This window comes from Streptomyces sp. NPDC025651, assembly GCF_055558735.1.
Map to the genome: position 1 here is coordinate 326,960 of NZ_JBVHLZ010000011.1, position 10,299 is coordinate 337,258.

The window sequence follows — 10,299 nt, forward strand, 5'->3', positions numbered from 1 at the left end:
ACAAGGTCCTCACCTTTGAAGAACACCGCCGGCGTGTTTGAAGAACACCGCCGGCGTGGCCTGGATCGCGCTCTGCCGGTCGAAGGTCTCCTGCACCTTGTCCACCCACGTGCCGTGGGTCCCCGTCCTGACGACGGAGGTGAACTTCGCCGTGTTCATCCCGTCGACCTTCTTCCCGAGTGCCAGCAGCCCGGCCGCTGGGGATGATCAGCTCCTCGTTGCCCGTGGCCCCCGCGGGCGGAACGACGGGACGGCCGTCCTCGGCCCGGCCGGACTGGACCACGACGGCAACCGCCACGACGGTGACTACGGCCGCCAAGGCCCCGGCACTCAGGGTGGCTTGCCACACGCGGCGCGAACGCCGGGCGGCTCGTTCATGGTCAGTCCGCAGGCGCTCTCGTGCCTGACGGGACTGTGTACGGGCGGACTTGCTCATGCGAGGCCTGTTCGGGAGGTGGGGTTGGTGAAAGATCTGTCGCGATGCGGAGGAAACGTCACGGGAGTCAGGCGCGAGGACGGGGAGGGGCAGGTGCGCGCGGTGTCGGTCAGCGGAGTGCGGCGTCGAGTGAGAAGCGGCTCGCGGGCCAGCGGATCAGCCAGGCGTTCAGGACGAGCAGCCCGCCGTCCCTGAGTACCTCTTGGAGGTAGTGAGTGTCCGCGGAGTCGACTGCACCGCCGCCGCCGAAGCAGCCGCAGTCGATGCTCAGGCCACGGGCCCACGCCTGGACGACCCCTGTCAGGAACCCGGTGAGGAGCAGCGCGGAGAGCACCGCGGCGAGCCGGGTCCACAACCCTGCCAACAGCAGTCCTGCGAGGGCGAGTTCCAGGGCGGGGACGCCGTGGCCGACCGGAGCGGCCAGGACTTCGGGCAGGGCCCGGTAGGCGCGTACCGCCTGGGCGGATGCCGCCGGGTCCTGGATCTTCGCCCACCCGGCCCAGCGCCAGACGAGCGCATGGGCGCCCCGCACGGCCGTGGCGATGCCCGGCCGTGGCCGCCGGGCCCGGCCCCAGGGCTCGTGTGCGGCGGTGCGCGTCGGGGGTCGCGTCGTCACCTGCGGGTTCCTGTTCTCGTGGCGTCAGGCGTGGACCGACCACGTCGTCGGTTTACGCCTTGAACCTCGCTCACGCTGTCGCGCGCCGGTAGCCGCGGCTCTTCGATGACCCCATAAGCCCGTTCTATGAGGGGCCTGTGCGCCTCGCCTCGCACCCGGTCACCGTCACCGCCCGCAGCGTTCCCGAGGCCGGTTCCCCCCTGACGGCCAGAGAGCCTAGTACCGCCGGCCCCACCGTTCAGGGTCGCGCTCTTGAGCGCTGTGGTCGAGGAAAGCTGGAGGAGGGGTACGGGCCTGGGTCGCATGACCAGTCTTCTCCAGGTACCAGTTTTTCCAGGCGCTGGATCCGGGAGTTGGCCGACGGCCGGGTCAGCCCGGATCAAGTTCGCCGTGGCGAGCGGCCGTTGGCTGATGGCGGCGCCGACCGCGGAGTTCCGACCGGTGATCGGACAACCGCCCCCTTGAGCGGAGCGCTGCGCCATGGGTGGGCCGACTGCTCGACCTCCAGAGTCATAGATGTGGCTTATGGAGGCATTAGTCGGACATCTCTACCTCGGCGTGCCGCCTGCCCTGAAGCTGGAGCCATCATCACCGCACCGCACAAGGGACGACGTAGTGAGACTGAAGTACATGGCCGCGATCGCCACTGCCGCCGCGATGGCCCCGACGATTCTCGGGGCCGCGCCCGCGGTGGCGGGTGAAGCCCTCGACACGGCGGTGACGGTGCCCGACCGGAGCGCTGAGGAAGAGGCGAGGGGGGAGGGCGGAACGAGCGCGAGTGAGGACGAGGCAGGTGGCTGGGAGGTTCCGGCTGATGAGCCTGTGGCGGAAGCCGGTGTCCCGGAAGTGGACAAGCCTTCTGCCGAGTCCGAGTCCGAGTCCGAGTCCGAGCACTTGCCCACGCCCTTGCGCGAGGCCGAGACTCCCGCCCCGGCAACAGCGACTCCCACTGCCTCCTCTGCCCCGCAGAGCGAGGGGGCTCGTGCGCATGAGGTACCCGAGGCCAAGTTGGAGGGTGTCCCGGAAGCCATCGAGGCGGGCGGCGACTGGGTGGAGTTCGCTGCCGTCATCGACAACGTCCATGGTGAGTCCGGGCCTTGGGATCTGGACATGACCATCAACACCATCGATGATGACAAGCTGTACGGAGATGATCTCCGTGTCCAGATCCACGTCGACGGCGTGTGGCGCGACGTACAGGCCTGGAGCGATCCCAACCTGGGCGACTATGACTTCACCTTGCTGGAGGGGTTCTCGACCCCGCCGGGCCGAACCACGATCGCTCTCCGGATCCGAGCTGCTGCGGATGCCTCGCTCGTCGACTTCTTCATAGAGCCACGAGTTTGCGGCGACGGCGTTGATTCGGGCGAGGGCTACTGGGTGCTGTCGAAGATCATCGCTCCCGCAGGGAGCGGGGAGAAGCCCGGGGACGGCGAAAAGCCTGGCGAAGAAGAGAAGCCCGGGGACGGCGAAAAGCCTGGCGAAGAGGAGAAGCCCGGGGGCGGCGAAAAGCCTGGCGAAGAGGAGAAGCCCGGGGGCGGCGAAAAGCCTGGCGAAGAGGAGAAGCCCGGGGACGGCGAAAAGCCTGGCGAAGAGGAGAAGCCGGGAGATGGCGAAAAGCCTGGGGGCGAAGAGAGGCCTGGGGACAAGGAGAAGCCTGGAGGCGGCCAGCAGCCCGGAGGCGGTGAGAAGCCCGGAGGCGGCGAAAAGCCCGACGAGGGCAACGGGACCGGTGCCGATCACGCGGACAAGGGCGGCATGAGTGGCGGTGGAGGCGCTGCCAACGGCTCCGCCGCGCCCGGCTCGGCCAAGGGCGGGAGCAGCGCCTCGACGGGGAGCAGTGCCTCCACGGGGAGCAGTGCCGCCGGGCCCGGGCCGGCCCCCGAGCGACCCGGCGCAGCCGGTGACGACACCGGTGGGCCCCATACGGGCGCTTCTCTGGCCGAGACCGGCAGCGACGCCGCGTCCGGCTGGATGCTCGGCGTCGGCGGCGCGTCGATCGCCGTGGGCACGGCTCTGGCCACCGCCGCCCGCAGGCGCCGTCGCCCCACCTCCTGAGGGGCGAGCGACAACGACGGCCGGGGCGGGCCGTCGACCGGGCAACTGCTGTCGGCAGCCGGGCCGTTGAGGTCCGGCTGCCGGGTTCGTCGATGAAGGGTTACGTGAATGTTCGATCAGAGGGACGTGTGGGATGTGCTGCCGGACAGCGAGCGGCAGCGCTGGTCGCTGGAACCGTTCGAGAGCGTGGGTCCCCTGTACTTCGGGATGCGGCCCGGCGATGTGACCGCGTCGCTCGGCGGCATCACGGCGAACCCCCAGCACTACATGCGAGCAGCTGTCGCGCCGAACCGGTACGGCACGGTCAAGGGGGAGTGCTGGAAGCTGGGCCTGACCTTTTACTACGGTCGCAACGAAAGACTGCGGGGGATATCGGTCGACGCCCTGCGAGGCCCCCAGGTCTTCGCCGACGGCATGCCCCTGGTCGGCCAGGTTCCCTCGCGCATCGAGCAGTGGATGGTCGAACGCTCCGAAAGCTGCGAGCCCTTCACCGAGCTCCTCTACGTGAACCTCGGCGAACCCGGATCACGGAGTCTGGGCGTAGTGAGCTGTGTGCAGCGTGCGGGTGACCGTCTCCTCACGCGGCCGGTGCTGCTTCCCGGCGAGGCCATGGACGCCCCGGCGCGGTTCCTCCCCGCCGAGGCGTGGGCGACGCACTGAACGTCATGCGGACCAACCACCGCCCGAACTCCGCCCCCTCACCCCGTCACGCAGGAGAGCCACCATGTCCAGGGCGCCCGCTCACGCCATCTTCACCGGCCATCGCACGGTTGCAGGGGAGCACCCCGTCGAAGTCCTGGTGACCGCTGCCTGCACCCCCGAGGAGCCGTGGCTCATACGTCTGTGCTGCGTCGATGAGCAGGCCTGTGAGATCGCCATGTGGAGCTTCTCGCGCAGCGCACTGCTCGACGGCCTGGTCAATCCCGTCACCAGTAAAAGCGTCACTCTCCAGCCCTTGGACTTCGCGCTGCTGTTCGCCCTGGACGGTGGCTCCACGCGCCGCTCTCTCGTCCAGCTGGACCGGGCCGAGGTCGCCGCGTTCCTCGTCCGGCTCTGCTTCTCCGAAACCTGACCGGCCACGGTCGCTCACGGCACGGAGGCGGCGTGGAGTCCGACTCTCTTGCAGCCACATCCCCGGTTCACAGGTTCACACGGGTGGAGTGAGCCGATGTGCCGGGTCGAGCAGACGACACGGCAGGGCCTGCTCCCTGACTCCGCCGCCCCCGTCCGGTGCCACCCGATAGAGCCGGGCCCGAGCCGTGCGCGTCACCGAGCCCGTCAACCGTCCGTCGGTGAACAGGGCGCCGACGCCGTCTTCCAGTGCCCAACCGGCCGGAAGCGCGCGACTTGCCACGGCGGCTTGGTAGGACGGTCGGCGTTCCGGCTCACTGTCGTAGTGGGGACAGACCGAACCGGGCAGCAGGCCCAGCCCGTCGGAGAGGTGCGTCAGCGGCCCGAAGGAGTCGGTGTACGAGCTCTCGGCCCAGCAGTTGGCGCCGGCGCTGATCCCGCACAGCAGGGTCCCGCGGTCGTAGGCCTCGCGCAGGAGCCGGTCCACGCCGTGCGCGCGCCAGACCGCCAGCAGATTCGCGGTGTTGCCTCCACCCACGTAGATGACGTCCTGAGAGAGCAGGAACGCTCGCAGGCCGTCGTCATCGAGCTCCCGCCGGAACAGCTGCAGGACATCGGGTTCGCAGGTACGTGGTCGGAACGCCGCGAGGAATTGCTCGACGTAGGCAGGGGCGTCGCCACTGGCTGTCGGCACGAAGCACACCTTGGGCCGGGGTGCACGCACCTGATCGAGCAGCCAGTCGTCGAGCAGACCGTCGGCGTCGGTGGAGAAGCCGCCCCCAAGGAGGACTGCTCGCCGTTTCGGAACGACCGTCACGAGGGTGCCTCCTCAGTACACGGTTCAGGGCACGGGCGATGTCTCGGACAGCAGGACCGTGCGAATACGCCGCGCTGATCAAGGACTTCATCCTGCGCCGGCCGACGCCCACCGCCTTCACCCGTCTCCGCGCGCGGTATCTGGCGGCCGACCACGAACTCGCCGCCACGAACTCCGCACCGGGTCACCGCGAGCGAAGATGGTGGCCGCGCAGTCGGGCGCGCGCTCAATGCGGCGGTGTGACCGGGGACCATATGCCGAACCACTGCTCGGCGCCGTAGGCCTCGTACCGCTCTACCTCGATGAACCCGAGCTTCGCCGCGAGGCGCATCGAGCGGGCGTTGGCGGTCTGGGTGGCGAGCACGACCGGTTCGCCGGGAAGCGCACCGGCGAACCAGTCGAGTACGGCGGTGCAGGCCTCGGCGGCGTAACCGCGTCCCCATGCCTCTGGCAGGAAGAGGTAGCCGAGCTCGGCCCTCCCGGCAGCCTGACGAAGGTGCCCTGTGTCCTTGGTGAGCGTGATCTGGCCGATCATCGCTCCGTCGAGGTCGACCACGAAGCGGCCGGGGCGCCCCTTGGGGGCCTCGGGCACCTCGCGCTCGAGCTCGTCACGCGGCCTGGGGCCGCCGAGGTAGGTGCCCACCTCTGGCGAGGCCAGCAGCTCGATGATCGCCGCACGGTCCCGTCCCTCGGGTTCTCGCAGCACGAGCCTGTCGGTCTTGATGGGGGCAGGCGGCCAGGCAACGGGTCCGAGGCCACTCGTGTCACTCATGCCGATCAGCCAATCAGCAGGTTCGAAGGCGATCAAGGCTTGCAGACCGATCAACGCGACGCGGCAACTTGGCGGCCACCCTTACGGCGTCACGGCGTCGAGCCGACTGCCTCGCCTTTGAGATGCCGTTCACTTCCCGGACGGTCGTGCCGCAATCATCGGTTGCGAAGGTGAAGCCCCATAGGTGAACCATGAGGCCGCCACGTTTCGATGAGCCCCGCATGGCCGCTCAAGGGCTTCGCACACAGAAGTCGTGGTTACTGCTTCTGTGTAATGGTCGGATTTCTTCGCCGGTTGCCACGCTGGTCCTGTCGTGCGGTGCCGCAGGTCGGCACCATCCCCTGAGGAAAGGGACGGTGTGTGTCGATCGGCCCGGGAGTCGAGACCGCGACCCGCAGCACGCAGGGCCCGCGAAGTCCGGGCACGGCCGCCACCTGCAAGTCGGCGACCACCAGCCAAGCGGCCGCACCCTGTACGCGGCGTCGAACGCCCTCGGCGAAGCAGATGAGTGACGACGAACTGCCTGCGCCGTACGCCGCGTTCGCTCCCGACGACGAGCAACGTGCCGTCATGACGGGCTGACTGGCTGACGGGCGACATGAAGGAAATCCAGGACCGGCTCACCGGCCACCTCGACCGGCACCGCGGCGCCCGCCGCTACGACGACGCCCGCCGGGCACTGCCCCCTACCGCAGGCCATCACCGTCACACAGCAGGCGTACGAGACCGTGGAGCGGGAACACGGCGTGGCCGGAGTCCACATGCTGTACGGCATGACAGCACGCCTGGCCGGGAGCTTGACGGCCCTGAAGGCACCCTCCGGGCTGACGGCCGAGGACCTGCTCGATGCCGTGGAGGCACGGGTGATCCACCGTCCCGATACGTCCTGGTAGAGCCGCGTCGGGTGTCGGTGGAGGTGAGGAGAGAGCCCTTTTCCCGGGGCTGGCCCCGTGGGCGACGCGCACACACCCACAGGGTCCGCGTTGCAATATCCTCGGACAGACACACACAGGGGCGGGAGTGAAAGCGATGACCACGAGACGCACACGTCGGACTCAGGCCGAACGAGACGCGATGACCACCGAGATGGTCTTCGCGCTGTTCTCCTCAGCGCTGTATGCCGGCGCCGCGTTCCTCCTCCTCATGTTGCCGGTGCTGTACGGCCTGGTGTCCGGCGCGGCGAAGAACGGACTCGTCACCGCGGCGGGAGCGGCGGCAGCCGTGGCGTTCGTCGCCCGGACGGTGGAGGTCCTGTGGGGGTTCGGGCAGCGCGACCCTGAGGCCGACTGACCCATCCCGGCGTCGGGCCGGACGTCAGTCGGCAGCGGTGGTTTTCACGAGGGTGTACATGACCGACCGCTGCTGCTTGTGACGCTGGATTCTTCCCTTGGCGACCAATGACTCAAGGGTGTTCCGAACCACCTGCGGCGTCGGATTGCGGCGCGGGTGCCGCTCCAGGAGTTCGTCCCGCAGTTCCCGTGCCGGACGGGGCTGGTCATGACCGGCGAGCAGCTCCGTCAGCAGGTCCCCGAGCAGAGGCTGCTGCGGCTTGCTCTTGGCGCCGGTCCTGACCGTGGTTCCCGCAGGGCCTGGCCTGTTCGACGTCGTGCGCCGCGCGGTCGCTCCGGTTTGACTTCGGCGCTTCGTCTTCTCCACCGCGGGTTCGGACTGTGCCTGGACCGGCAGGCGCGAGGTGTCCGTGAAACCCTCGTACTGCTCGGCGAGGTTGAGGATGTTCGTCAGAAGGGTTTCCTCCTGCTTCAGCAGGTCGATCCTCTTCGTCAACTCCTCTTGACGCCTGCGGTTGTCTTCGAGATCCGACGCGACCTGGTCCATGTACCGCGACCGGAGCTCGGCGGCTGATTGGCTGCTCACAACCGTTCACTCCCCTGATTGGATGATGCTGCGCATGGTACCTACGTCACGGTCCTCTGCGGGTGGGTGTCGACGTCGGACGGTTCGTCGAACATGCTCACACTCCACCGTGCGCACCCCATGCGCCGCCGCATGGAAGCGAACATGCGCACGGTCGTGACATGTGCTCCATGGGCTTGAGCGTGCGGGTCGTCCCGGATCCGGCGGACTACGCGGTCGCTGCGGGCGCCGTCTTCTGCCGTGCCCGGTAGGCGGCGGCCTTGATCTTGTTGCCGCAGGACTCCATGCCGCACCACTGGCGCCGCATGCCGCGGGAGCGGTCGATGTAGACCCGGGTGCACTCGGGGTTGCCGCACTCCTTGAGCAGCGGGACGTCCGGGCCGCTGAGCAACTCGACGGCCTGGCGGGCGACGGTCGCCAGGGCCTGCTCAGGCGTCGCCTCGTAGTGGCGCCCGGTCAGGGAGAGCTGTGGCGTCACCGGAGTCTCGCGCGCGGCGCTGTTGAGTACGGCGAGCGCCTCGCGGTCGAGGTCCTGGCCGAGGCGGCGGTTGGTGATGAGCCGGTAGAGGGCCTCACGTACGGTCGTCGCCCGCCGGACGTCCTCCTCGTCGCCGGGCGTGATCGTGTCCACGAGACCGGACTCGACGTACCAGGAATTCAGCCGCTCCGGCGTCACGAACATCTCGAACCGGGTCGAGCGCCGGGCACGGAGCGTGGCCGCGAAGTCGAGAGCCGGGTGTCCGCAGACGAAGACATGATCGAGGTTCATGTCACCACCCTGACGGGTGACTGTTGTGCAACGCAAGAAGGGTCACCGATACGGGCAGCGCGGCGTCGCACGGGTGGCGCGGTGCCCCGCCGGGCGCAGGCCTCGGCGGGGCACCGCACGCGTCGGTAGCTACACGGCCGGGGCGCCGGTCTCGCTGAGTTCTCCCTCGGCCAACCGCAGCCAGCGGTTCACGCCGACCTCGGCGAGGAACCGCTCGTCATGGCTGATCACCACGAAGGCGCCCCGGTAGGAGTTGAGCGCGCTCTCCAACTGGCCCGCGCTGACCAGGTCGAGGTTGTTGGTCGGTTCGTCGAGCAGGAGCAGGTGGGGGGCCGGCTCGGCACACAGCACGCAGGCCAGGGTGGCGCGCAGCCGTTCGCCGCCGGAGAGCACCTTGACCGGCAGATGCGCCCGCGGGCCGCGGAAGAGGAAGCGGGCGAGCAGGTTCATCCGTTCCGCCTCGGGCCGCTCGGGGGCGAACGCGGCGAAGTTCTGGGCCACCGTGCGGTCCGGGTCGAGCAGGTCGAGGCGCTGCGAGAGATAGGCGATCCGGCCGTCGTTGCGCTTGATCTCCCCGCCGTCCGTGGGGAGTTCGCCGGTGATCAGACGCATCAGGGTGGTCTTGCCCGCGCCGTTGGGCCCGGTCAGCGCGATGCGTTCGGGGCCGCGGACGGTCAGGTCGATGCCGCCCTCGGTGAACACGGCCTGGCCGGCGTGGTGGACCTGCATCCCCGTGCCGAGGAAGAGGTTGCGCCCGGCGGGCACCTGTGTGTCGGGCAGCTCAAGGGTGATGCGCTGTTCCTCGCGCAGGGCGCGTCCGGCCTCGTCGAGCCGGGCCTTGGCCTCGCTGACGCGGGCCGCGTGCATCTGGCCGGCCCGGCCTGCGGACTCCTGTGCGCCGCGCTTCATGTTGCCCGCGAAAATGCGGGGCAGGCCGGCGTTCTTGAGGTTGCGGGCGGCGTTGCTCTGCCGGCGCTCGGCGCGTTCGCGGGCCTGCTGCATCTCGCGCTTCTCGCGCCTGAGTTCCTGCTCGGCGTTGCGGATGTTCTTCTCGGCGACTTCCCGCTCGGCGCGAACGGCCTCCTCGTACTCGGTGAAGTTGCCGCCGTAGAGGCGCAGTTCGTCGCCGCCGAGTTCGGCGACGCGCTCCATGCGGTCGAGCAGCGCGCGGTCGTGGCTGACCAGCAGCAGACATCCGGTGAACTCGGACAGCACGTCGTAGAGCTTGTGCCGGGCCGCCAGGTCGAGGTTGTTGGTCGGTTCGTCGAGCAGGAGCACGTCGGGGCGCCTGAGCAACTGGGCGGCGAGGCCCAGGGAGACGGCCTGACCGCCGCTGAGCGTGTTGAGGGTGCGGTCCAGGGCGAGATGGGCCAGACCGAGGCCGGCGAGCTGGGCGCGGGTGCGCTCCTCGATGTCCCAGTCGTCGCCGATGGTGGTGAAGTGCTCCTCGCTCACGTCGCCGGACTCGACGGCGTCGAGCGCGCGGATCACCGCGTCGACGCCGAGCACCTCGGCGACCGTGAGATCGCCGGCCAGGGGGAGGCTCTGCGGCAGGTGGCCCAGTGTCCCGCTGACCGTCAACGAGCCGGTGGCGGGGGCAAGTTCACCCGCGATGAGCTTGAGCAGGGTGCTCTTGCCGGAGCCGTTGGGAGCGACCAGTCCGGTGCGGCCGGCAGCCACGGTGAAGGACAGGCCGTCGAAGACCGGGGTGTCGTCGGGCCAGGCGAAGGAGAGGTTCGAGCAGACGATGGCGGCGTCGGACATGGTGGTGACCTCGGGAGACGTCGAGGGCAGACAGACTTCTGCCCTGGGCGGTGCGGGGAAAAGGGGTACGACGAAGGGGCCACGGCGGCAGCGCTGTTGCGGCGCCGTCCGATGGCCGAAC

At 69.3% G+C, this 10,299-nt stretch carries 11 protein-coding genes; 4 read left to right on the forward strand and 7 right to left on the reverse strand.

The window, feature by feature from the left end; all coding sequences use genetic code 11:
* Window positions 1-9: 9 nt before the first annotated feature.
* Both ACZ4D5_RS33980 and ACZ4D5_RS33985 read right to left on the reverse strand, forming a co-directional pair.
* Window positions 10-159, reverse strand: coding sequence for a hypothetical protein (locus ACZ4D5_RS33980; protein ID WP_467776322.1), 150 nt, complete (start codon window positions 157-159; stop codon window positions 10-12).
* A 386-nt stretch (window positions 160-545) separates the two neighbouring features.
* Window positions 546-1,052, reverse strand: coding sequence for a MauE/DoxX family redox-associated membrane protein (locus tag ACZ4D5_RS33985; protein WP_467776323.1), 507 nt, complete (start codon window positions 1,050-1,052; stop codon window positions 546-548).
* Window positions 1,053-1,682: 630 nt separating this feature from the next.
* Here ACZ4D5_RS33985 and ACZ4D5_RS33990 point away from each other — a divergent pair.
* The 3 genes from ACZ4D5_RS33990 to ACZ4D5_RS34000 all read left to right on the forward strand — a co-directional run bounded on the left by ACZ4D5_RS33990 (window position 1,683) and on the right by ACZ4D5_RS34000 (window position 4,182).
* Window positions 1,683-3,110 carry a hypothetical protein gene (locus ACZ4D5_RS33990; protein WP_467776324.1) on the forward strand — a complete coding sequence of 476 codons (1,428 nt, stop codon included), beginning with the start codon at window positions 1,683-1,685 and terminating at the stop codon, window positions 3,108-3,110.
* A gap of 108 nt (window positions 3,111-3,218) precedes the next feature.
* Window positions 3,219-3,770 carry a hypothetical protein gene (locus ACZ4D5_RS33995; RefSeq protein WP_467776325.1) on the forward strand — a complete coding sequence of 184 codons (552 nt, stop codon included), beginning with the start codon at window positions 3,219-3,221 and terminating at the stop codon, window positions 3,768-3,770.
* 64 nt (window positions 3,771-3,834) lie between these two features.
* A complete protein-coding gene (locus tag ACZ4D5_RS34000; RefSeq protein ID WP_467776326.1) occupies window positions 3,835-4,182 on the forward strand; it encodes an SsgA family sporulation/cell division regulator in 348 nt (115 codons plus the stop codon).
* Between the two features lie 75 nt (window positions 4,183-4,257).
* On the opposite strand, the gene ACZ4D5_RS34005 is transcribed toward ACZ4D5_RS34000, so the two are convergent.
* Both ACZ4D5_RS34005 and ACZ4D5_RS34010 read right to left on the reverse strand, forming a co-directional pair.
* Window positions 4,258-4,998 carry a Type 1 glutamine amidotransferase-like domain-containing protein gene (locus tag ACZ4D5_RS34005; protein WP_467776327.1) on the reverse strand — a complete coding sequence of 247 codons (741 nt, stop codon included), beginning with the start codon at window positions 4,996-4,998 and terminating at the stop codon, window positions 4,258-4,260.
* A 226-nt stretch (window positions 4,999-5,224) separates the two neighbouring features.
* The gene (locus ACZ4D5_RS34010; protein WP_467776328.1) at window positions 5,225-5,770 is read right to left on the reverse strand and encodes a GNAT family N-acetyltransferase; all 546 of its coding nucleotides are present in this window, start codon (window positions 5,768-5,770) and stop codon (window positions 5,225-5,227) included.
* 1,029 nt (window positions 5,771-6,799) lie between these two features.
* On the opposite strand from ACZ4D5_RS34010, the gene ACZ4D5_RS34015 reads away from it, so the two are divergent.
* The gene (locus ACZ4D5_RS34015; RefSeq protein ID WP_467776329.1) at window positions 6,800-7,060 is read left to right on the forward strand and encodes a DUF6332 family protein; all 261 of its coding nucleotides are present in this window, start codon (window positions 6,800-6,802) and stop codon (window positions 7,058-7,060) included.
* A gap of 24 nt (window positions 7,061-7,084) precedes the next feature.
* Here the strand turns inward: ACZ4D5_RS34015 and ACZ4D5_RS34020 are convergent, their stop codons facing one another.
* The 3 genes from ACZ4D5_RS34020 to ACZ4D5_RS34030 all read right to left on the reverse strand — a co-directional run bounded on the left by ACZ4D5_RS34020 (window position 7,085) and on the right by ACZ4D5_RS34030 (window position 10,178).
* The gene (locus ACZ4D5_RS34020) at window positions 7,085-7,645 is read right to left on the reverse strand and encodes a hypothetical protein (RefSeq protein ID WP_467776330.1); all 561 of its coding nucleotides are present in this window, start codon (window positions 7,643-7,645) and stop codon (window positions 7,085-7,087) included.
* A 208-nt stretch (window positions 7,646-7,853) separates the two neighbouring features.
* Window positions 7,854-8,414 (reverse strand): CGNR zinc finger domain-containing protein, encoded by a 561-nt coding sequence (locus tag ACZ4D5_RS34025; RefSeq protein WP_467776331.1) that lies wholly within the window; start codon window positions 8,412-8,414, stop codon window positions 7,854-7,856.
* Between the two features lie 129 nt (window positions 8,415-8,543).
* A complete protein-coding gene (locus ACZ4D5_RS34030) occupies window positions 8,544-10,178 on the reverse strand; it encodes an ABC-F family ATP-binding cassette domain-containing protein (RefSeq protein ID WP_467776332.1) in 1,635 nt (544 codons plus the stop codon).
* Window positions 10,179-10,299: the final 121 nt, after the last annotated feature.